Origin of the sequence: Paraburkholderia fungorum, from assembly GCF_046026025.1 — a bacterium.
In the GTDB taxonomy this organism is placed as follows: domain Bacteria; phylum Pseudomonadota; class Gammaproteobacteria; order Burkholderiales; family Burkholderiaceae; genus Paraburkholderia; species Paraburkholderia fungorum_E.
Map to the genome: position 1 here is coordinate 37,895 of NZ_JAQQFL010000006.1, position 23,016 is coordinate 60,910.

The 23,016-nt window shown below is 62.0% G+C and carries 17 protein-coding genes; 9 read left to right on the forward strand and 8 right to left on the reverse strand.

Going from position 1 to position 23,016, the window contains the following annotated elements; genetic code table 11:
* Positions 1 to 77: 77 nt before the first annotated feature.
* Entirely contained in the window at positions 78 to 1,877 is a 1,800-nt protein-coding gene (locus tag PQR67_RS09065) for a glycosyltransferase family 9 protein (RefSeq protein ID WP_408457288.1), read from the reverse strand.
* A 271-nt stretch (positions 1,878 to 2,148) separates the two neighbouring features.
* Between PQR67_RS09065 and PQR67_RS09070 the strand changes: the two genes are divergently transcribed.
* Positions 2,149 to 2,418 (forward strand): FHA domain-containing protein, encoded by a 270-nt coding sequence (locus PQR67_RS09070; protein WP_408457291.1) that lies wholly within the window; start codon positions 2,149 to 2,151, stop codon positions 2,416 to 2,418.
* Positions 2,419 to 2,569: 151 nt separating this feature from the next.
* Here PQR67_RS09070 and htpG read toward each other — a convergent pair whose 3' ends face one another.
* Together htpG and PQR67_RS09080 are read right to left on the reverse strand one after the other, a co-directional pair.
* The gene (gene htpG, locus PQR67_RS09075) at positions 2,570 to 4,468 is read right to left on the reverse strand and encodes a molecular chaperone HtpG (RefSeq protein ID WP_408457293.1); all 1,899 of its coding nucleotides are present in this window, start codon (positions 4,466 to 4,468) and stop codon (positions 2,570 to 2,572) included.
* An 81-nt stretch (positions 4,469 to 4,549) separates the two neighbouring features.
* Complete coding sequence (locus tag PQR67_RS09080; protein WP_408457296.1) at positions 4,550 to 6,004, reverse strand: aminotransferase-like domain-containing protein; 1,455 nt, start codon at positions 6,002 to 6,004, stop codon at positions 4,550 to 4,552.
* Between the two features lie 279 nt (positions 6,005 to 6,283).
* Between PQR67_RS09080 and PQR67_RS09085 the strand changes: the two genes are divergently transcribed.
* The 6 genes from PQR67_RS09085 to PQR67_RS09110 all read left to right on the forward strand — a co-directional run bounded on the left by PQR67_RS09085 (position 6,284) and on the right by PQR67_RS09110 (position 13,322).
* A complete protein-coding gene (locus PQR67_RS09085; protein WP_408457299.1) occupies positions 6,284 to 7,012 on the forward strand; it encodes a VOC family protein in 729 nt (242 codons plus the stop codon).
* 75 nt (positions 7,013 to 7,087) lie between these two features.
* The gene (locus PQR67_RS09090) at positions 7,088 to 8,284 is read left to right on the forward strand and encodes an aminotransferase-like domain-containing protein (RefSeq protein WP_408457301.1); all 1,197 of its coding nucleotides are present in this window, start codon (positions 7,088 to 7,090) and stop codon (positions 8,282 to 8,284) included.
* 56 nt (positions 8,285 to 8,340) lie between these two features.
* Positions 8,341 to 8,805, forward strand: coding sequence for a RidA family protein (locus PQR67_RS09095; RefSeq protein WP_408457304.1), 465 nt, complete (start codon positions 8,341 to 8,343; stop codon positions 8,803 to 8,805).
* Between the two features lie 181 nt (positions 8,806 to 8,986).
* Positions 8,987 to 9,145, forward strand: coding sequence for a hypothetical protein (locus tag PQR67_RS09100; protein ID WP_408457307.1), 159 nt, complete (start codon positions 8,987 to 8,989; stop codon positions 9,143 to 9,145).
* Positions 9,146 to 9,529: 384 nt separating this feature from the next.
* Entirely contained in the window at positions 9,530 to 11,890 is a 2,361-nt protein-coding gene (locus tag PQR67_RS09105; RefSeq protein WP_408457310.1) for a bifunctional diguanylate cyclase/phosphodiesterase, read from the forward strand.
* Between the two features lie 223 nt (positions 11,891 to 12,113).
* Entirely contained in the window at positions 12,114 to 13,322 is a 1,209-nt protein-coding gene (locus PQR67_RS09110) for a chromate transporter (protein WP_408457313.1), read from the forward strand.
* 123 nt (positions 13,323 to 13,445) lie between these two features.
* On the opposite strand, the gene PQR67_RS09115 is transcribed toward PQR67_RS09110, so the two are convergent.
* From PQR67_RS09115 to PQR67_RS09135, 5 genes are all read right to left on the reverse strand, one after another.
* Positions 13,446 to 13,904, reverse strand: a complete 459-nt coding sequence (locus PQR67_RS09115; RefSeq protein WP_408457316.1) for a CopD family protein — start codon at positions 13,902 to 13,904, stop codon at positions 13,446 to 13,448.
* 288 nt (positions 13,905 to 14,192) lie between these two features.
* Entirely contained in the window at positions 14,193 to 16,517 is a 2,325-nt protein-coding gene (parC, locus tag PQR67_RS09120; protein ID WP_408457320.1) for a DNA topoisomerase IV subunit A, read from the reverse strand.
* A gap of 63 nt (positions 16,518 to 16,580) precedes the next feature.
* On the reverse strand, positions 16,581 to 18,566 hold the full coding sequence (locus PQR67_RS09125) for a DNA topoisomerase IV subunit B (RefSeq protein ID WP_408457323.1): 1,986 nt from the start codon (positions 18,564 to 18,566) through the stop codon (positions 16,581 to 16,583).
* 448 nt (positions 18,567 to 19,014) lie between these two features.
* Complete coding sequence (locus tag PQR67_RS09130) at positions 19,015 to 20,937, reverse strand: ATP-binding cassette domain-containing protein (protein WP_408457326.1); 1,923 nt, start codon at positions 20,935 to 20,937, stop codon at positions 19,015 to 19,017.
* A gap of 202 nt (positions 20,938 to 21,139) precedes the next feature.
* Positions 21,140 to 21,541: a DUF4399 domain-containing protein gene (locus PQR67_RS09135; RefSeq protein WP_408457737.1), complete on the reverse strand. Its 402-nt coding sequence runs from the start codon at positions 21,539 to 21,541 to the stop codon at positions 21,140 to 21,142.
* A gap of 325 nt (positions 21,542 to 21,866) precedes the next feature.
* Here PQR67_RS09135 and PQR67_RS09140 point away from each other — a divergent pair, with 325 nt between their 5' ends.
* Together PQR67_RS09140 and PQR67_RS09145 are read left to right on the forward strand one after the other, a co-directional pair.
* Positions 21,867 to 22,058, forward strand: coding sequence for a rubredoxin (locus PQR67_RS09140; RefSeq protein WP_408457329.1), 192 nt, complete (start codon positions 21,867 to 21,869; stop codon positions 22,056 to 22,058).
* Between the two features lie 290 nt (positions 22,059 to 22,348).
* Entirely contained in the window at positions 22,349 to 22,648 is a 300-nt protein-coding gene (locus PQR67_RS09145; protein ID WP_408457331.1) for a hypothetical protein, read from the forward strand.
* Positions 22,649 to 23,016: the final 368 nt, after the last annotated feature.

Sequence of the window (23,016 nt, forward strand, 5' to 3'; positions counted from 1 at the left end):
TGCCCGCATGACGCGGGCGTTTTTTCGTGCATGACCTTATGTGTTCCCGGCTTTAGCGCGATTCGCGCCCGTTACTATCACGCGCCTGGCATCGTCCGCAGACGGGCCACCACCCGCTCGACCACCGGTTCCCACGCACCCGGCCGCGGCTGCCTGAACAGCTCGACCGAGTCATACCAGGGCTGGGCCTCCTGATTACCCCAACACCAATGCGACACGTGATCGAGCATCGCCAGCACGGGCCGCCCCAGCGCGCCGCCAAGATGCAAAGGTGCGCTGTCGATGGTCACCACGGCATCGAGCGCGCTCACGTGTGCGGCCACGTCATCGAAACCAGCTTCGTAATACCCGGTCAGATCGCAAATACGATAGCCCTGTGCAGTCATCGCCATCACATCGGCGCTGCGACCCGGTGTCAGCGGATGGAACACGACATCGGGCAACGTCAGCATTGGAGTCAGCGCCGCCAGCGATATCGACCGTTTCGCGTCACGGCGATGCGTCGGGCTGCCCGACCAAACGAGGCCGACATGCAATCGCGCTGCCTCCTCGCCCCATGCGCTCACCCGCTCGCGCCACACGGCCACGCGGTTTGCATCTGCGTACAGATAGACCGCGCCACGCACCTGCTCAGGCTGCAAGCCAAGCACCGACGGCACGCTCATGATCGGCAGGCCAAAGTGCGGCTTGCCGAGCGGGCCATCCTCGATGGACACGCAATCTGCGTAAAAGCGCGCAAGCAACGGCTGCAACGCCCGGCGCACCGCAAGCACCAATCGCCCGCCCTCGTCGCGTACGCGCGCCGCCAACTCGGGCACAAAACGCACCATCTGGATATCGTCGTCGTTGCCCTGTTCGCTGTGCACGATCAAGGTCTTGCCGGCGAGCGGTTCACCCTGCCAACGCGGACATAGCTGCTGCATCACCGTCACGACATTGTTCGGCTCGCGGTCGTCGCGTGTCAGACGCGCGGCGAAATGCGGCCACGCGCTCGACCAGTCACCGCGCCGCAGCATCAGATCGGCCAGATCGACCGCCGCCTGCGGCGTGGAGGGCGCGCGCACGAGCACCGCATGCAGCGCCGCTTCGCTTTCGTCGAAGCGCGCCTGCTCGGCGAGGTACATGCCAATCGCCGCCAACACATCAGCGTTGCCTGGCGCGGCGGCATCGACAGCGCGCATGGTCGCCTCTGCTGCAGCCGCGTCGTTGCACTGCCATTGCGCGTGGCTTAATTGCCAGGCCATCTCGGCATCAGCCGGATTGCGCGCGAGCATCTCGCGACAAACACGTTCGACCGTCTGCCAATCGCGTATCTCCCGGAACGCCAGCACGAGCTGCAACGGCAACGCGGGATGAATCGCAGGATCGAGAACGTACGCTCGCAACAATGCCGCGCGGCGCTCTGCTGGCACGCCCGCATCGGGCAGGGCGCCAAGCGAAATCGCCAACCACCACGGCGCCCGGACGTCTTGCGGCGCGTGCGCTTCATAGGCGCGCAACATGTGCACTGCCGCCGAATGTGCGCCGCATTGATCGATCAACCACACAATCCATTCGATCGACGCACCAGCCGGCTGCGCGGCCACCGCCAGTTCGCTGTTGCGCTGCGCGGCCTCGACGTGGCCGAGCGCGTCGGCAAACAACGCCAGCCGGGCATGACGTGCTCCGTTCGCTGCAGCCTGCGCTTGCGATGCGCTGTGATACGCAGCTTCGAAACGTCCCGCGCTCGCACACAGGTCAGCGTGCAGTTGGGGTGACACGCCTTCAGCTGCGAATTGGACAGCGCGGCGCTCAGCAGCATCGAAACCTTGCTCTCGCAAAATCGACCATAAGAGATGCAATGAATCGGCAGGTTTCATCAAGGTGGAATCGGACATGGGAATGCAGAGAGTTATCGCAACACGTGAACGCGCAATCGCAGAAATCAGATTCAGTGCATAAACGGCTTAACGATTGAAAACAATCCTTTATGCATCTGAATTCTGAACGCGCGAGCATAAGACAAAAGCGCCCTTTTACATCTCACAAATCAATCTCAATTTACTGTTGTTGAATAGATTTGATTAGTTAACCATAATTATTTTCCGGTCGAAATTTCGCAAACCACAAGCGTCGTCCGGATCAACAACAAACGAATAGGAGTAACGGTTGAATACTACGAACTCAAAAGAAACGTCCGACCGCATCGCCCATCTGGCCGCGGTCGTTTTGCGGCGCCCGGGCGCCTTGTATCAGGAAAAGGAACTTGCCGGTTCCGCGCTCGCGCAGCACCACACGTCTAAACAGACCAGCACGGCGATCGGAAGTCTCGCAGCGAAAGTCCTGGCAGATCCTCATTCCTGCATCGAGGCCAAGGAACTGGCGGGCTCAGTGCTATCGCAAGTGCGTCATTTGCATGGACAGACGCCGGCGCACTAGGATCTTGACGTTACTCATCCAAATAACTGCACGTCACGTTTGCCGGGTTTCCACGTGACGAGGCAAAAAAAATGCGCTGCCGAAGCAGCGCATTTTTCAATCACAAGCGTCGAGGCGACGCCGCTCCAAGCTCAAATGAGAACTCGAAAACTCAACCCGCACGCGCCAGCAACAACGCGTTGGTTCGCTTCACGAAGCTGGCAGGATCTTCCAGAGCGCCACCTTCAGCCAGCAATGCCTGATCGAACAACAGATGGCACCAGTCGTCGAAATTCACGCTGTCCGCATGCAAGCCCTTCACCAGCGCATGCTCCGGATTCACTTCGAGAATCGGATGGAACGACGGCGCGTCCTGACCCGCCGCTTTCAGCATACGTTGCAGATAGCCGCTCATTTCGCCGTCGTCAGCCACGAGGCAGGACGGCGAGTCGGTCAGCCGGAACGTCAGGCGCACGTCCTTCGCCTTGTCCTTCAGCGCTTCTTTCATCTTGTCGACGAGCGGCTTGAACTCCTCTCCGACCTTCTCCTGCGCCTGCTTTTCTTCGTCATTCAGCGCGCCCAGATCGAGATCGCCGCGCGCGACGCTTTGCAACGGCTTGCCGTCGAATTCGTTCAGAAACGACAGCATCCATTCGTCGACGCGATCGGTCAGCAGCAGCACTTCCACGCCCTTCTTGCGGAACACTTCGAGATGCGGGCTGTGGGTCGCGGCCTGCCAGGTGTCGGCGGTCACGTAGTAGATCTTGGTTTGCTCGGGCTTCATCCGCGCGACGTAGTCGGCGAGCGACACGGTCTGCTCCGGCGATTCCGTATGCGTCGACGCAAAGCGCACCAGCTTCGCGATACGCTCGCGATTGGCATGGTCTTCGCCGACGCCTTCCTTCAGCACCTGACCGAATTCCTTCCAGAAACCGGCGTACTTTTCCTTGTCGGCTTCGTTCTCCGAATTGGCCAATTCTTCGAGCATCGACAGCGAACGCTTGGTCACGCCTTCGCGAATCGCCCTCACGTCGCGGCTTTCCTGGAGGATTTCACGCGACACGTTCAACGGCAGATCGGCCGAATCGACCACGCCCTTCACGAAACGAAGATACGCCGGCAGCAGTTGCTCAGCGTCGTCCATGATGAATACGCGTTTCACGTACAACTTCAGGCCGCCGCGATGATCGCGGTTGAACATGTCGAACGGCGCATGCGTCGGCACGTACAGCAGTTGCGTGTATTCGCTGCGGCCTTCAACGCGGTTATGCGTCCACGTCAACGGATCCTGATGATCGTGCGAGAGGTGCTGGTAGAACTGCTTGTACTGTTCTTCGGTGATGTCGTTCTTCGAACGGGTCCACAGCGCACTCGCCTGATTGACAGTCTCGTCCTCGTCCTTCGTGACCATTTCGCTCTTCTCGGCGTCCCACTCTTCCTTCGCCATCAGGATCGGCAGCGCGACGTGGTCCGAGTACTTCTGGATGATCGATTTCAGACGATGCGACGACAGCAGTTCGTCTTCATCGGCACGCAGATGCAGCGTGATGGTCGTGCCGCGCGCGGCGCGTTCGATTTGCTCCACCGCGAAATCGCCCTCGCCAGCGCTTTCCCAGCGCACGCCTTCCGAGGCCGGCAAGCCGGCGCGGCGCGTTTCGACCGTGATCTTGTCCGCGACGATAAAGCCCGAGTAAAAGCCCACGCCGAATTGACCGATCAGCGCGGCATCTTTCTGCTGGTCGCCGGAGAGCTTGCCGAAGAATTCCTTGGTGCCCGAGCGCGCGATCGTGCCGAGGTTGGCGATCGCTTCGTCGCGACTCATGCCGATGCCGTTGTCGTCGAGCGTGATGGTCCGCGTGGCCTTGTCGTACGACACGCGAATCCGCAGATTCGGATCGTTTTCGTACAGCGCGCTGTTTTCGATCGCTTCGAAGCGCAGCTTGTCGGCCGCGTCGGACGCATTCGAAATCAGCTCGCGCAGAAAAATTTCCTTGTTGCTGTACAGCGAATGGATCATCAGGTGCAGAAGTTGTTTAACTTCTGCCTGAAAGCTCATGGTTTCTTGTGCCATGGTCGGACTTCCTCTCTGTTACGAATACGAAAATTTGGGGTAAAACGTTGCCCGCGTAATTGGGGGCACGCCGGCGCGGTTTCAAGAGGCGCGCCGCGCGACGCCGTCCAGATACCGGCAAAGGAATGTCGACAGCTCAGGATCGCCGCAGTTGGCGATATTGAAGCGCATCCACGTAGTTGGCGATTGCAGCGGAGAAAACAGACTCCCCGGCGTCAGCAGAAAGCCGTCTTCGTGGCCGGCGGCCGCGAGCGCGCCCGCGTCGACGCCGGTGTCGGCCCACAGAAACATCCCTGCCGAGGGCGTCAGGAACAGTTTCATGCCGGTCTTCTCGAGCATCCGCACGGATTTTTCGCGCACCCCGTCGAGGCGCGCGCGCAAGCGTTCGACGTGCCGCCGGTAATGGCCTTCGGTAAGAATCTTGTAGAGCACGCGCTCGTTCAGTTCCGGGCTCGTCATGCCGACCAGCATTTTCTGATCGCTGACGGCTCTCGCCACCTCCGGTGCGCTGGCGATAAAACCCACGCGCAGATTGGGCGCGAGGGTCTTCGAAAAACTGCTTAGGTAAATCACGCGCTTCAACTGATCGAGGCTCGCCAGACGCGTGCCGGGATGGCTCGGCGGGCACAGATCGCCGTAAATATCGTCTTCGACCACGATGAAGTCGTACGCTTCGGCAAGCCGCAAGATGCGGAACGCCTGCGCGGCCGTGAGCGACGTGCCCGTGGGGTTCTGCAACACCGAATTGATCACCAGCATTTTCGGCCGCCACGTCTCGACCAGCGACTCGAGCGCATCGAGGTCCGGCCCATCCGGCGTATAAGGCATGCCGACCAGCCGTGCGCCCTGCGACGCGAAGCGCCCGAACATCTGAAACCAGGCCGGATCGCCGACGATCACCGCATCGCCCGGCTTGACGTAAATCCGCGAAATCAGATCGATGGCCTGGGTAATGCCGGAAACCATCACGATCTGGTCCGGCGAGGCGCCGATTTCCAGTTCCTCCAGCCGCGTCTGCAATTGCTGACGCAGCGGCAAAAAACCCTGCGGCGTGCCGATGCCGAGCATCTGCGCACCGCTTTGCCGGCCGAGCGTGCGCAGCGCGTTAGTGATCAGATCGCCGTCGAGCCAGCGCGCCGGCAGGTAGCCCAGACCCGGGCTGCGCTCAGGGCGTGCGCCCGTATGCAGCATATTGCGCAGCAACCAGACGACGTCGATCGTGGCCGGCGCGGGGGCCGCCGCGGCGATGGTGCGGATCTCGGCCGTCGGCGCACCGCCCAATCGTTCGCGCACATAGAAACCCGAACCGCGCCGCGACTCCAGATAGCCCTGCGCCACCAGCCGTTCGTACGCCTCGACCACGGTGAAGCGCGACACGCCCTTGTCCAGCGCCAGCTTGCGGATCGACGGCATGCGCATGCCGGGACGGAACACGCGTTCCTCGATCCTGCGGCGCGCCCACTGAACGAGTTGCTCGACCAGCGTCAACGACGCGGTATCGTGCGGGGTAGGAATCTGGGTAAGCGGGACGGACATAGTGGACTCCAACTGTACCGAACGGTATCGAGTCGATTGTACCGTTACTGTGCCGGTCGCCGCCGCTACATTTAAGGCTACATTTAAGATAAGCAACGGATGATGAAGCGGCGCCGGGCGGCATGCCTTGCGCGCGAGCGGCCCAGGGCGAGACCAGCCCAAACGCCATCCGTCTGGCCCGCCGACCCGGCAAACGGTTATGCTTACGACCCCGGCCACGCTGCCGCCGCATCCGGCGCGCGTTCCGGCTTACCGCAGAAACCGCTTTCCCGATCCGCCATGACCGCCCATCCGCTCCGTCTCGATCACCTCGTGATTTCCGCCCGTACCCTCGACGAGGGCACGCAGTACGTTGCCGACACGCTCGGCGTCGCACCGGCCGGCGGCGGCGCGCATCCGCTGATGCGCACGCACAATCGCCTGCTGAACCTGTGGGGCGGCGTGTATCTGGAGGTGATCGCGGTCGACCCGCAGGCCGCCGACCCTGCGGATGGCGCCACGCCCTGGGCCCGCCTGTTCGCGCTTGACGACCCGGCGACGCATGCGCGGCTCGAAAAAGGGCCGTACCTGTCGCACTGGGTTGCCCAAGTCGAGCGCCCGAAACAACTCGCCGTTTGGCAGGCCCAGTATCCGCAGCGCATCGCGCCGATCGTGCCGATGACGCGCGGCGATTTCAGTTGGGGTCTGTCGGTGCCCGACGACGGCGCGTTCCCCACATGGCAAGACGCCGGCGACGGCGTGCTGCCGTCGCTGATCCAGTGGGACTCGCCGCGGCATCCGTCGGCGCTGTTGCCGGAAACAGGCATTGCATTGAAAGCTTTGAAAGCAACCCATCCGCAAGCCGATGCAATCGCCGCGCAACTCCGCTGGCTGGGCGCGGCGCATCTGATCGCGCTCGAATCCGCGGAAGGCGCAGCGGCGCATCTGATCGCGCTCGAATCCGCGGAAGGCGCAGCGGCGCTTGTCGCCGAGTTTGAAACACCCGAGGGTCTACGGACCCTTAAATAAGCAGCGCGCGCAGGTCGTCGACTCGCGCGATAATTGAAGTTTTGACCGGTTCCAGACATACCAGCAGAGGAGACCATGGACCAAAGCGACTTGAAAGCCCCCACGTGGCAACTGTCCGAACGCGCGCGCAAGCTCACGAGCTCCGCGATCCGCGAGATCCTGAAGGTCACGGAACGGCCCGAAGTCATTTCGTTCGCGGGCGGCCTGCCCTCGCCGGCGACCTTCCCGGCCGAACGCATGCGCGAAGCATCGGACCGCATTCTGCGCGACGCGCCCGCCGCGGCGTTGCAATACAGCGCGACTGAAGGCTACCTGCCGCTGCGCGAATGGATCGCAAAACGCTACTCGGTGAACGGCGCGCAGATTCGCCCTTCGCAGGTCCTGATCACGACCGGCTCGCAACAGGCGCTCGATCTGCTCGGCAAGGTGCTGGTGTGCCCGGACAGCCCCGTGCTGGTCGAAACGCCGACCTACCTCGGCGCGCTGCAATCGTTCTCGATGTACGAACCGCGCTACGTGCAGGTGCCGACCGACGAGCAAGGCCTGATTCCCAAGGCGCTCACGCCCGAACTGACAGCCGGCGCCCGCCTCCTGTACGCGCAACCGAACTTCCAGAATCCGACGGGCCGCCGCCTGCCGGTCGAACGCCGCCGTGCCTTGGCCGCGTTTGCGAAAACCGCGCCGTTCCCGGTGATCGAAGACGATCCCTACGGCGCGCTCGACTACGCCGGTGAACCGCTGCCCACCATGCTCTCGATGGCGCCGGATCACATCGTCCATCTCGGTTCGTTCTCGAAGGTGCTGGCGCCGGGCCTACGGGTCGGCTACATCATTGCGCCCGAAGAATTGATCTTCAAGCTCGTGCAGGCCAAGCAGGCCACCGACCTGCACACGCCGAGCTTCACGCAACGCATCGTGTACGAAGTGGTCAAGGACGGCTTCCTCGACACGCACGTGCCGACCATTCGCGAGCTGTATCGCGATCAGTGCGCGGCAATGCTCGCCGCGCTCGAACGCTACATGCCGGAAGGCGTGAGCTGGAACCGTCCGGAAGGCGGCATGTTCGTGTGGGTCAATCTGCCCGCACAGATCAACAGCATGAAGCTGCTCGAAGAAGCCGTCGCGCAGAATGTGGCGTTCGTGCCGGGCGGTCCGTTCTTCGCGAGCGAAGCCCAGCACAATACGTTGCGCCTGTCGTTCGTCACGGTGCCGCCGGCCAAAATCGACGAAGGCGTGTCGCGTCTCGCGGCACTGATCCGCGCGAAGGTCTGAACGCCCCCGGCCACCGTGCCGGGTTACCGAATTCCACTCCCGACCAAGGACACACCATGGCTCAAACGAATGTGTACGACAAGCTGAAGGAACTGGGCATCGAACTGCCGAGCGCGGGCGCTCCGGCAGCCGCCTATGTGATGAGCGCGCAAAGCGGTAACACGGTGTACCTGTCCGGCCACATCGCCAAGAAGGACGGCAAGGTGTGGACCGGCAAGCTCGGCGCCACGGTCACCACCGAAGAAGGCAAGGCCGCTGCACGCTCGATCGCGATCGACCTGCTCGCCACGCTGCACACACATGTGGGCGATCTGAACCGCGTCACGCGCATCGTGAAGCTGATGAGCCTCGTCAACTCCACGCTCGAATTCACCGAGCAGCACCTGGTGACCAACGGCGCGTCCGAGCTGATCGCTGACGTGTTCGGCGAGCGCGGCAAGCATGCACGCTCGGCATTCGGCGTGGCGCAGATTCCGCTCGGCGCATGCGTCGAGATCGAGATGATCGCCGAAGTCGAATAACGCATGCCAACAGGTTCGGCCACTGGTTTGCCCAGCGAGCCGTCCTGAACCTGCTCAACGCGTCGCAAGGTGTCTGCCACCTGCGGCGCGTTTTGCATTTGCTGCAAGGTAGATCGTTCCTTTGTCACCAGGTAGAATCCCCGAATCCTATCAATCTGCTGGATTCGCCGGATCGCGCCCGATGACCGCCAACACCGTTCGTTTCAAGCAAGCCGGCGTGCTCACGTCAATGCCGTTCGAAGGCAATCCACGGGTGGTCGTATTCGACGCCGCAGCGCTCGCCAACATCGTGCATACGATGCACACCCCCCATGGTCTCGCCGTTTTCAGCCACGCCTGACCACAAAACGCCACACCGTTTACACGGTTAATGCGCCATGCATAACACGAGGCCTGGCACACCTGAATTCCGGATCCCGATGAGATATTCGAAAACGACGGCCAGGCTGCAGCCCCAAGGCTGGCCGCGCCGGCTGCGGATTCAGGCGGCCAGGACGGCCTGTTGCGCCCGCGTATACCCGATGCGCGGATGCTTCCTTAATCCAGTGGCATTAAGTAATATCGAGACGTATCCGATGACCTCCGGATGGTCAGGCACGACGCCACGCTCCCTTCCCCTGCGCCGCAGTTCCGGCACCTTGGTCACCATGCAGCCACCCATGAAATTAGCGCAGTCGACGCTCGCGCAGTTGCAACTGGCCGGCACCAGGGAACGGGCGACCCGATGAGCCAGTTCCGCTTCTCCGACCCGCGCGAAGCCAAACCCCGCCGCGATCCTGCCGTGTCGCGCCGGCGTGCCTTGCTCGCCATTCCCGCGCTCGGCGTGCTGGTGCTGATCCTGCTTTGGACCGTCATCTTCGCGCGTCTGTCGGTTGAGAAAGAAGCGACGAATCGCGAAGCAATGGCCTCTGCCGCGATTCTCTCCGCGGCGCTGGAACAGCACACGGTCAAGGCGATTCACCAGGTCGACCAGATCACCCGCTTCGTCAAATACGAGTTCGAGAAAACGCCGAATCATTTCGATCTGGCCAGCACGGTCGAAAAAGGCGTGGTGCAAAGCGAGACGCTGGTGCAGGTATCGCTAATCGACGAGCACGGCACACTGATCGCCAACACGGCCGAACTCAATCCCAAGCACATCGATCTGTCGGACCGCGAACACTTCAAGGTCCACGAACACGAAAACGACGACCAGTTGTATATCAGCAAGCCGGTGCTCGGCCGCGTATCCGGCCACTGGACCTTGCAGATGACGCGACGCCTGAATCATCCCGACGGCTCGTTCGCAGGGGTCGTGGTGGTCTCCGAGGACCCGAGCTATTTCACCAGCGACTTCTATAACAACGCCGCCATCGGCCGTGAAGGCGTAATCGCGGTGATCTCGGACAACGGCACGGTATTGGCGCGCCGCACGGGCAGCGCCGACAGTACCAACGGCTCATTCTCGGCAAGCGGCTCGTATCCAACCTCGGAGCATGTGTCGGGCACTTACGTCGATTCGATCGATAACGTCACGCGCATCGTCTCGTACCGGCATATCGACGGCTATCCGCTCGGCGTGCTGGTGGGGCTGTCGCAAGCCGAAGAGTTCGCCGACTACAACCACACGCGCAACGTCTATCTGCTGATGGCGGGCTTCATCTCGCTCGCGATGTTGAGCTTCTTCGCGGTGGCCACCGGCTTGATCGGCAAGCTGCTCGGGCGTGAGCGCGAGATGACGCATCTGGTCGAGTACGATCTGCTGACCGGTTTGCGCAATCGCTATGCGACGCTGCAAACGCTGCGGCACGACGTGGCGCAGCCGTCCAATCTCGGGCGGCTGGCGATTCTCTTCATCGACCTCGACAACTTCAAGACCGTCAACGACACGCTGGGCCACAACGCTGGCGACATCGTGCTGCAAATGACGGCCTCGCGCCTCGCCACCGCCGTTGGCGACGGCGGCGCGCTGAGCCGCATCGGCGGCGACGAATTCGTCGTGGTGATCAAGGGCGACGACGTTGAGAAGCACGCGGTCACACTCGCCGAAGCGGCCGCCGAAGCCTTCGCCAAGCCTTTCGAAGTACGCGGCAGTTCATTCGTACTGCATGCGAGCATCGGCATCGCGCTCTACTCCGTCGCCAACGAGAGCGAGATCGATCTGCTGAAAAAAGCCGACCTCGCGATGTACAGCGCCAAAGACGCGGGCAAGAACTGCTACCAGTTCTATTCGCCGCAGTTGTCGCACCGCGCTGACCACTTGATGAAATGGGAACAGCAGTTGCGCGTCGCGCTCGCCGAAGGCCAGCTGTTTCTCACCTATCAGCCGAAGATCGATCTGACGCGCCGCTGCATCACCGGTTTTGAAGCGCTGGTGCGCTGGAACCATCCGCAACACGGCCTGATTCCGGCCAACGAATTTATTCCGGTCGCCGAATCGACCGGCCTGATCGTACCGATCGGCGACTTCGTGATCGAGACCGCGTGCCGTCAACTGGCGGTATGGCAGCAACAGGGCTACGACACGCTGTCGCTGGCGGTGAACATCTCCGCCGTGCAATTCTGGCGCGGCGATCTATACGAAACCGTCTCGCACGCGATCGAGGAAAGCGGCATCTCCGCACGCCACCTCGAACTCGAAATCACCGAGACGGCGATGATGGAATATCCCGAACTCGTCTCGGAGAAGATCTTCGCGTTGAAGCGCCTCGGCGTGCGCATCGCGCTCGACGATTTCGGCACCGGCTATTCGTCGCTCTCCTACCTGAACCGTTTCTCGGTCGACACGCTGAAGGTGGACCGTTCGTTCGTCCAGGCGATTCCCGGCGATCGCAGTGTGTGCGTGATGGTCACCGCGATCGTCAATCTGGCGCGTTCGCTTGGACTCACGGTGGTGGTCGAAGGTACCGAGACCGAAGAGCAGATTGCGTGGCTCGCCGCGCTCGGTCATATCGAGGCACAGGGTTTCCTGTTCTCGCGTCCGGTCCCGGTCGACGCGATTCCGGCGCTGCTCGAACGCTTCGGCGTATGCGGCATGAAGGGCCACCGTCCCACGCACGAAGCGGACAGTACCAACAGTTTGTCCAGCACAAGCGCCAATAGCTGAGCGCGCTCCGGCGAGAGCGGTGCCTGCAGCCCATATGCGTTGCGCAGCCGCCTATGAGCGGATTGACGGCGGCCCCCGCGCGATCCAACCGCAGCATCGCAAAACCAGCTACATTCACGCTGTAACGCGTGACGGCGCGATGCCGGGTGCCGAGCGCGCCAACACACACACACAACGATGATCCCAGAGGGCGGGCCGCCCGAGTGCCGGCGCCCGCGGCGCCATGCAGACGATCACGAACCAGGATGCAGCCAGACGAGGGGAACGGGAACCGCTATGGACGCTGTTCCGGGTCGTGTGCGGCCTGTCGGCGCTGTCGTGGGGCGGCCTCGCGCTGATGGCGCAACTTGAAAACCATTACGTGGAGCGCGAAGGGCGGCTCTCGCGCGTGGCCTTTTCCGATCTGATCGCACTTGCCTGGATGGTACCCGGGCCGGTGGGCTGCAACGTCGCCGTGCAACTCGGACATGCGTTGCGCGGACGCGCCGGCGCCTGGGTGGCGGGTGTCGCCAGCGTGCTGCCTTTTTTCATGCTGATGACACTGTTCGCGATCTTCTATCGCACGCCGATCGTGCGCGCCGCAGCCTCTCAAACTTTGCTCAATCATTTCAGCGTGGTGCTGGCCACGCTGATCGCGATCACCTGGTACAAACAGACCCGCGCGCTGGTGCGCGGCAAGCTCGAATGGATCGCGGCGGTGCTCGGGTGTGTGGGGCTCTTCTATGCGCGCAGTCCCGCGGCCTATGTGGTGATGCTCGGCGCAGCTTTCGGCGCCGGCTGGCTGGTCAGCCCGGCTCGCAATACCCGTATCGAGCTGTCGATAGGACGAGGCGACTGGCAAATACTGGCCGCATTATGCGTGCTGCTGGCGATATTCGCGCTGCCGCTGCCGCATCGCTATGAGTTGGCGCTGCTATGGCCGCGGCTGGCCGGTGCGGGTATGACGTTATTCGGGGGTGGCTTCTCGGCGTTACCGGTACTCAAGACACTGTTCGTCACACCGGCGATCGGTGTGTCGGATAACGACTTCACTCTGGCGTTTTCGCTGTCCCCGCTGTCGCCCGGGCCGCTACTGAATGTGGTGCCGTTCTTCGGCTATCTGGTGGATGGCTGGGTGGGCGCGCTGATTGCCACGCTCGCGCTTTTTGTGCCGTCGGGCTGCCTGGTGGTGCTCGCGCAGCGGCATCTGCATCAGTTGAAGGCCAATCCGCGTTTCGAGCACGGCATGCGGATCTTGCGCGCGGTCACCACCGCGTTTCTGGCGGTGGCCGTGCTGCGCATTGCAGGGCATGTGCCGTTCAAACCCATGTATCTGGTGACGGCGCTGTTCGCCGGCATGTGCTTCGCGAAGCTCAAGGTGCCGGTGTATGTGGTGTACGGAACGGTCGCGGTCGTGTGTGGGCTGTGGCTTGCCTACGGCGCGATGCAGTAAGCGGCAGTTTCTCCGCGCCAGATAGTCGGACTTCATTCACAAACTTCTGCGCAGGCACTCGGGGGCACGCTGCAAAGCCGTACTTCACAGCGCAAACCGCGATCCATCGTCAGAAGCCGGGCATCAGAACCCGCGCGACAGCACCGCGACACCGATCGTCACCACGCCGAGCACGATATTGATCAGCACCAGACGCCGGATCGTGCCGACCGCCTGCGCGCCGTCCGGCCATTTCTGCGCCTGGACAGCACGGCGAATGCGAGGGAAGACGGCGAAGCGAATGTGACCGAAGATCAGCATCATCACAATGCCGAGGCCGGCCATGGCATGCAAGGGCCACGTGGCGTGACCGCCGCCGAATTGCATCAGCAGGAAGCCACCGGTGAGCAGAATTACCAGCACGGCTGCGGCGACCCAGTTGAAGAAGCGGCCGAACACCGATTCCCACAAAGGTAAGCGCAGTTGCGGCGAAAGATCGGCAATGGCCGGGCGCAGGCAGAAATGCGCAAACACCATCCCACCTACCCACACGGCGACCGCGAGCAGATGCAAAAAGAGTGCGAGTTCGACAGCTTTGTTCATGTTGTTTTCCTCTCCCGACGACGCCACACCGCTTATTACGAATGATATTAGCAGCGGCTATTGAGCGCATTCGACCGCGCGCTATGCGTGCAGTTCCTTGCGCCGGCAGCGTCTTAACATTCTTTGTAGTTTTTATTGCAACGCGCCCGATACCGCGACGGCGTTGCACCCCGGATTTTTTACTGCACGGCGTGCGCTTTAAAGCGCGCGATGTTGCTGCTTTTACTTCGAAGCGCACGCCGCGTTGATACGTCACCCTACCTTGCTCTCATCGACTTCTATTTCTTTTCAAGCAGCGAGCACCGGGCGCATCCCGTCGAGCTTCATCTTGCTCTCAGGCGCACGCCCCTTGCGCGCCCGCTTGCCGACGTGCGGCGTGAGGGTGGCGCCGCTCAGCTTCTCTTCGTCGACACGGCCACCGCGACGCGTGCCGATCAACACCACACCCGCCTTGTTGATGGACAGCGCCTGCACCAGCGTTTCGTTGTCGTCGAGCGCCATCAGCGTGACACCGCGTCCGCCGCCCGAAAGCGTCTTCATCTCATCGAGGCCGAACACCAGCAGGCGCCCGCCCGCGGACAGACACGCAATGTGCGTCGCATCCGGCAGCATCGGCATCGGCGCGAGCGGTGCGGCGCCCGCGTCGATCGTCATGAACGATTTGCCGGCCTTCACGCGGCTCACCATATCGCCGACCTTGGCGACAAAGCCAAACCCGTTGCTCGATGCGAGCAGCAACGCCTGATCCGCGGAAGCCGCGTAGTAATGCATCAGGTGGCTACCCGATTCGAGTTCGATCAGCGATGTGACCGGTACGCCATCGCCCCGCCCGCCCGGCAGCATCGCAACCGCCACCGAATAGACCCGGCCGTTGCTGCCCCACGCGATCAACATATCCGGCGTGCGGCACTGGAATGCTGCATAGAGCCCGTCGCCGGCCTTGAACGTGAAGCCGGCCACATCCAGACCGTGACCCTTCAGCGCGCGCACCCAGCCCTTCTGCGACACGACCACCGTGACCGGTTCGTCGACCACGCGTGCTTCGAACGTCGCGCGCTTTTCCTGCTGGATCAGCGTGCGGCGCTCGTCGCCGTATTGCTTCGCGTCGCCTTCGATTTCCTTGATGAGCAGGCGCTTCATCGCGGATTCGCTGCCGAGCAGCTCCTCGAGTTTGGCCTTCTCGTCGCGCAGTTCGGACAGTTCCTTCTCGATCTTGATCTTCTCGAGCCGCGCCAACTGACGCAGGCGGATTTCGAGAATGTCTTCGGTCTGGCGATCCGACAAGCCGAACGCGGCCATCAGCGCGGCCTTCGGTTCGTCCGATTCGCGGATGATGCGGATGACTTCGTCGATATTCAAAAAGACGATCATCCGGCCTTCGAGAATATGAATCCGGTCGTCGACCTTTTGCAAACGGTGACGCGTGCGGCGCGTGACTGTCGCGAAGCGGAACGCGATCCACTCGTGGATGATTTCGCTCAAGCCCTTCTGACGCGGCCGGCCATCGCCGCCCACCATCACCATATTGAGCGATGCGTTCGATTCGAGGCTCGTATGCGCGAGCAACGTGTTGACGAAATCGGTTTGATCGATGCGGCTCGACTTCGGCTCGAACACGAGACGCACTGGCGCGTCCCTGCCCGACTCGTCGCGCACGGCATCGAGCAGTGCGAGCATGGTCTGCTTGGTCTGCAACTGTTCGGGCGTGAGCGCCTTCTTGCCGAGCTTGATCTTCGGGTTGGTTTGCTCTTCGATTTCTTCGAGCACCTTCTGCGCGGCCGTGTTCGGCGGCAATTCGGTGATCACGAGTTGCCATTGCCCACGCGCGAGCTCTTCGATCTTCCAGCGGGCACGCACCTTCAGGCTGCCACGGCCGCTTTCGTAGGCCGCGGAAATCTCGGCGTCGCTCGAAATGATCTGACCGCCGCCCGGGAAGTCCGGCCCGGCGATGTGTTGCATCAGCTCGGCGTGCTCGATCTTCGGATTGCGGATCATCGCGACTGCCGCTGTTGCCACTTCGCGCAGGTTATGCGACGGAATTTCCGTGGCCAACCCCACCGCAATGCCGGATGCGCCGTTCAGCAACACGAACGGCAAACGTCCGGGCAACAGCCTCGGTTCATCGAACTCGCCGTCGTAGTTCTTCATGAAGTCGACCGTGCCCTGGTCGATCTCATCGAGCAGCAGCTTGGCGATCGGCGTCAGGCGTGCTTCGGTGTACCGCATGGCCGCTGCGCCGTCGCCGTCGCGCGAACCGAAGTTGCCCTGGCCGTCGATCAGCGGATAACGCATCGAAAAGTCTTGCGCGAGGCGCACCAGCGCGTCGTACGCCGACTGGTCGCCGTGCGGGTGGTATTTACCCAGCACGTCGCCGACCACGCGCGCCGACTTCACGGGCTTGGCGTTATCGCCGAGGCCCATGTCGTTCATCGCGTACAGGATGCGGCGCTGCACCGGCTTCTGGCCGTCGCACACGTCAGGCAGCGCGCGCCCCTTGACCACGCTCACCGCGTAGTCGAGGTACTGGCGTTCCGCGTAATTGCCGAGCGTCAGGAAGTCGCCTTCCGGGGGCGGTGGCTCGGTGAAAAGGTCGAGAGTGTTATCGTCGTCCATCTAGATTCCGTATCCGTGTTTGGCGTGAAGTATTCGTGCGAACCGTGAGCGCTTTAGAGACGCTCAGATATCCGCTTCCACTTCGTTGCCCTTTTCTTCCAGCCAGCTGCGCCGCGACGCCGCTTCGCCCTTGCCCATCAGCATCGTCATACGCGCCACCGTGGCGTCATAATCGAGTTCGCCGAGCGCCACCGGCGTCAGCCGTCGTGTATCGGGGTTCATCGTGGTGTCCCACAACTGCTCCGCGCTCATTTCGCCGAGGCCTTTAAAGCGGCTGATAGACCACTGCGTCTCGCGCACACCGTCCTTGCGCAGCTTGTCGAGGATCGCCTCGAGTTCGCCTGCGTCGAGCGCGTAGAGTTTTTGCGCAGGCTTCTTGCCACGCGCGGGCGCATCGACCCGGAACAACGGCGGACGCGCCACGCACACATGCCCGCGCTCGATCAACTGCGGGAAATGCTTGAAGAACAGCGTGAGCAGCAGCACCTGAATGTGCGATCCGTCGACGTCAGCGTCCGACAAGATGCAGATCTTGCCGTAGCGCAGATTCGACAGATCGACCTTGTCGTCCGGGCTATGCGGATCGACGCCGATCGCCACCGAAATGTCGTGCACTTCGTTGTTGGCGAACAGCCGGTCGCGCTCGGTTTCCCACGTGTTCAGCACCTTGCCGCGCAGCGGCAGGATCGCCTGGTATTCCTTGTCGCGGCCCATCTTCGCCGAGCCGCCCGCCGAATCGCCCTCGACGAGGAACAGTTCGTTACGGCCGATTTCCGTCGATTCGCAATCGGTCAGCTTGCCCGGCAGAACCGCCACGCCCGAGCTCTTGCGCTTCTCGACCTTCTGACCGGCACGCGTGCGCGCCTGGGCCTGCTTGATGACGAGGTCGGCGAGTTTCTTGCCGTGCTCGACGTGCTGATTCAGCCACAATTCCAAAGCCGGCCGCGAGAACGACGACACCAGCTTCACCGCATCACGGCTGTTCAGGCGCTCCTTGATCTGCCCTTGGAATTGCGGATCGAGCACCTTCGCCGAGAGCACGAACGACACGCGCGCGAACACGTCTTCCGCCAGCAGCTTTACGCCCTTCGGCTGCAGGTTGTGTAACTCGACGAAGCTCTTCACCGCCTGGAACAGACCGTCACGCAAACCGGATTCGTGCGTACCGCCCGCGGGTGTCGGAATCAGGTTGACGTACGACTCGCGCATCAGCGTCCCTTCTTCGCTCCATGCAACGACCCATGTCGCGCCCTCGCCTTCGGCAAACGTCTCTTCGCTGGCGCGTGAGTTTTCGACATAGCGCTCGCCTTCGAACAGCGGAATCAGCAGGTCGCTGCCGTTCATGCCTTCGAGCAGATAGCCGCGCAAACCGTCTTCGTATTTCCAGGTTTGTGTTTCGCCGGTTTTCTCGTTGATCAGCGTAACTTCGACGCCCGGCAACAGCACCGCTTTCGAGCGCAGCAGACGTTGCAATTCGCCGAGCGGCAGGTTCGGCGAATCGAAGTACTTCGGATTGGCCCACGCGGTCACACGCGTGCCGGACTTCTTGTCGCCGCGCGCGGCCGCCCGTACTTCAAGCGGCTTCGCGACGTCGCCGTTGGCAAAGCTCAAGTCGGCGATTTTGCCGTCGCGCCACACGGTAACGTCGAGACGGGTGGACAGCGCGTTGGTAACCGACACGCCGACGCCATGCAGGCCGCCCGAGAATGTGTAGGCGCCGCCAGCAGCTTTATCGAATTTGCCGCCCGCGTGCAGACGGGTGAAAACGATTTCGACGACCGGCACGCCTTCTTCCGGGTGCATGCCGAATGGAATGCCACGGCCGTCGTCCTCCACCGAGACCGAATGATCCGCGTGCAGCGTGACCGTGATTTGCCGGCCGTAGCCGCCAAGGGCCTCGTCCGACGCGTTGTCGATAACTTCCTGAATGATGTGCAGCGGATTTTCGGTGCGGGTGTACATCCCGGGCCGTTGCTTGACCGGCTCCAGGCCCTTCAACACCTTGATCGACGCTTCGCTATACGCGGCGTTTGGCTTTTTCGTAGACATGGTTGACTCGGGTGCGTCGGTTCATCGTTGTCCACAGGTCCTGTGGACAGGTCCGTGGACAATGCGTTGAGTTTTCAAAAAAAGCGAAACGAAACAACGGGGTTAGGTGGGGTGCCCGCAGTGCGGGCAACTTGTTTTGTCGCCTGGCTTCCCATGGGCGCGCTCGACGGCGGCTCGATGCGGGCTCCACAGCCCGGCAACGGCCAGCCGGTGCGAACGCCGGGGGAAGCCTGTTCGCGGGGTATTTTACTGATTTCGAACCAGGCGGCAATTCACGGCGTGCGGGATTGGCCGTCTGGATAAGGAGCAGCCCACTGCTTCGGCCAATTATGCGACCGCGATAAGACCGCTCCGCGACCGTGAAAAACTGCGGCGGCACCACTGCGCAGCCGCGGCCCCGATCTCTGCATGAGATCCTCGCAACTGTGAAGCGCGCCGCCCCCGCGCGTCACTTGCGCTTGTTTTCCAGCTCGTCCCAGCGCTCCAGCGCGATCAGCAGTTCCTCGTCGATCGCGGCGTAACGCTCGGTCAGACGCGTGCCTTCCTGAGCGTCTTTCGCGAAGACCGAACCGTCTTCGAGTTGAGCACCGATGGTCTTCTGCTCGGCTTCGAGCGCGGCAATTTTCGCCGGCAAGGCCTCGAGTTCGCGCTGATCCTTGAACGACAGCTTGGCGGCGCGCTGCGTATTGCGGGCCGCGCCGGTGTCTTTCGCCGCCACTTCTTTGGCCGCTTCTTTCTGCGCTTCCTGCGCCATCTGCTGCGAGCGGTCGCGCTGAATCTGCCAGTCGGTAAAGCCGCCGACATACTCGCGCCACTTGCCTGCGCCTTCCGAAGCGATCACCGAGGTCGCGACGTTATCCAGGAACGCGCGATCGTGGCTGACCAGCAGCACGGTGCCGTCATACTCGGTCAGCAGTTCTTCGAGCAGTTCTAGCGTTGGAATGTCGAGGTCGTTGGTCGGTTCGTCGAGCACCAGCACGTTGGCCGGCCGCGCGAACAGACGCGCCAGCAGCAGGCGGTTGCGCTCGCCGCCCGACAGCGACTTGACCGGCGAACGCGCGCGTTCCGGCGCGAACAGGAAGTCGCCCAGATAGCTCATCACGTGCTTTTTCTGGCCGTTGACTTCGACCCACTCGCTGCCCGGGCTGATGGTATCGGCGAGACTCTTTTCCAGATCCAGTTGTGCGCGCATCTGGTCGAAGTACGCGACCTGCAGATTGGTGCCGACGCGCACCGCGCCTTCGTCAGGCGGCAATTCACCGAGGATCATCTTCAGCAGCGTGGTCTTGCCCGCACCGTTCGGACCGACAAAGCCGATCTTGTCGCCGCGCATCACCGTGGCCGTGAAGTTATCGACCACCGTGCGCGAACCATAGCGCTTGGTGACGTCAGTCAGTTCGGCGACGATCTTGCCGGACTTCTCACCCTGGCCCACGTCGAGCTTGACGTTGCCCAGCACGTTGCGGCGTTCCGCGCGTTCGTTGCGCATCTCCACGAGCCGCGCGATCCGGCCGACGCTGCGCGTACGGCGCGCTTCCACGCCCTTGCGAATCCACACTTCTTCCTGTGCGAGCAGCTTGTCGAACTTGGCCGCTTCCACTTGCTCGACTTCGAGCTGCTGCGCCTTCCTGGTCTGGTAGGCGCTGAAGTTGCCCGGATACGACAGCAAACGCCCGCGATCCAGTTCGACGATGCGCGTGGCGACACGGTCAAGAAACGCGCGATCGTGGGTGATGAAGAGCAGCCCCGCGCGCAGCGAGACCAGCAGCTCCTCGAGCCAGCGGATGCCGTCGAAATCGAGGTGGTTGGTTGGCTCGTCGAGCAGCAGCACGTCCGGCTGCACAACCAGCGCGCGCGCCAGTGCGACACGTTTTTGCATCCCGCCCGACAGCGAACCGACCCGCGCCTCGCCGTTCAGACCGATCTGCTGCAGCGTGGTGGCCACGCGCGTGCTCCAGTTCCAGGCGTCTGAATGGTCGAGCTCCGATTGCAGCGTGTTCATGCGCGACATCAACGCGTCGTGCTCCGGACCTTCCGGCTCGTCGGCGAGCTGGTTGGCAACCACGTCGTATTGATCCAGCAACTCGCGAGCGTGGGTCAGGCCGGCGGCGACTGCTTCGAACACCGTGTCGTCCGTATCGAACTCTGGCTCTTGCGGCACGTAGACCGAAGTCAGGCCCTGCTGGCGCGTGACGAGGCCGTCGTCCGGCTTGGTCAGATCGGCAACGATCTTCAGCAGCGACGACTTGCCCGCGCCGTTACGGCCGATCAGCCCAACGCGCTCGCCCGCTTCGAGGGAGAAATCCGCGTGATCGAGCAACGCGACGTGACCGAACGCCAGTTGGGCTCCGGTAATGGTGTAAAGCGACATGGAGAATTGGAGAAGACAGCGATGAGTCGGAACTGCCCATTGTACCGGGCGCGCGAGCGGGTGCCGGTATGCCGGAAGAGATATGCCGAATGGCCGGCTTGAAAAACGGATTCCAGGCGGATCCCGAGCGGACATCGCGCACGAAAACGTGACCGGACGGCACTTGTACAGGCCCGTCCGGCCGCTCATCCGTGCGACACGCTTACTTCACGTGCACCGTAATGGTCTTGCTCATCTCCGGACCGTACGAGCGGTGCATGCCGTCGCCGAATTGCAGCGTCAGCGTATGGTCGCCCGGCGGCAGCGTCACATCGGTTTCGGTCTGGCCCTTACCGAAGTGAAGCGATTTGTCGCTGGCGGGAATCACTTCGCCCTTAGGAAGCGGTTTGCCGTCGATCAGCAAGTGATGGTGGCCCGTGCCGTCCGTCATCGTGCCGGCCGGCGCGATCGTCATGCCGTCGACCGCGAACACCACGTGCACCGGGTTGCTGACGGTTGCGCCGTCGGCCGGCTGTACGAAAGACACGCTTGCGGCCTGCGCCGCACCTGATACGGCGAGCAATCCGGCCAGCGTCGCGCCGACCAACCATCTGTTTTTAAACATCATTTTTCTCCTTTTTGGGAAACGAAAGTGATGCGCGGGCCGTGCGGGCGTCGATCGCGTCTCCGATTGTCTGAGACCGATCGTCGCAATCCATGTGAGGAGCCAGCCGAGCTTGTCCAAAAAATGAGCTGCGGATCGAAGCATACACGCTGTGTATGACGAGGTTCGTCACGCAGGCCCGGCCATGTCTCAGGCGCTTTGCGGCGATGCCGCATAGGTAATCGGCGGCCCATTTGACAAATTCCGGTAATATTGCGGGTCGCCGCCGTGCCCAAAAAAGGGGCAGACTGGGCGGATCCTGCATTGAATGAGAGAAGAGTACGTCGTGAGCGAAGTAATTGAAGTGATTGAATATAAGAGCTGGGTCTGCCTGATTTGCGGGTGGATCTACAACGAGGAAGAAGGCCTTCCCGAAGAAGGCATTGCCCCGGGTACGCGCTTCGCGGCAATTGCGGACGACTGGCGCTGCCCGCTGTGCGATGTCAGCAAGGCGGAGTTTGCGGTAGTGGAATTCTGAGTTGGCTCGATTGAACCGGCGTACGCAGCTTGATGTAGCTGTAGTGCTGTAGTACGCCGGATGGTTTGCACGGCCCAGCGGGTGATACCCCGCTGGGCCGTTTTGCTTTGTGGGCAAAGACGGGAACGCTGGCTAGCCTGAGACGGGCGGTCAAGCGCGTTCGAGAACGGCTGAAATAATGGAGACGGAACGACTGGATCCCGTGGATCGCGCGGCCTGTTGGGGCAACACTGCGTGGACCCGGGATTCGCCGTCCCTTTCTAAAAATATGAAAAAAGGCCTGAGAGACTATGAGGATAAAAAGCAAATGGGGGCGAGGTATTCACAAAGGGAAAGTGGTTTCCTTCGTGGACGGCAAGAGGATTTTCATTCATCTACACGCTGCAATTGAAACGCTCTCCTTAGGCAATATAGCTGCGCGCCGAAGCCAAAGCGTGCTGACGGTCGCGATCGACAATGTACAGAAAATAGCGGACCACATGAGTGAGCCATTTACCCACGCGAAACGCGACGACGTTGTAGTTCTGCTTTATGCAAGCGACGAAACCCGTACAGCGGCGCTCGCCGTGCTCGGCCTGCGCGATGCATAAGTAGCGCTCCACCGTTATTGCTTCGTCACCAACCCGCCGGCCGTGATTGCCACGGCGTCGGCGGCGTTCTGCGCCTGTCGATTTCGACTTCTCGCCTCCGCGTCCAAGCCTCGGCAGCGCCTTTCGTTTCGGACGTTTTTGCTATACTCTTGCGCTCGCTGGCGTACTTGGGCACGCCAGCAACTGCCCACGGGCAGGATTGAGGCCAAGATTTTCTCCGTCTCGGGAAAACTGCGGAAGTACCGGATTACTTCCGATTGCTACAGGGTCATCAAGTAGCAAAAATGTAGCAGAGGCGGACACAAACCAAGGTTCTCAAGCTGTCACGGCGCTTCATTTAGGAAGAAGCGGAAATGCCGGAAACGCCC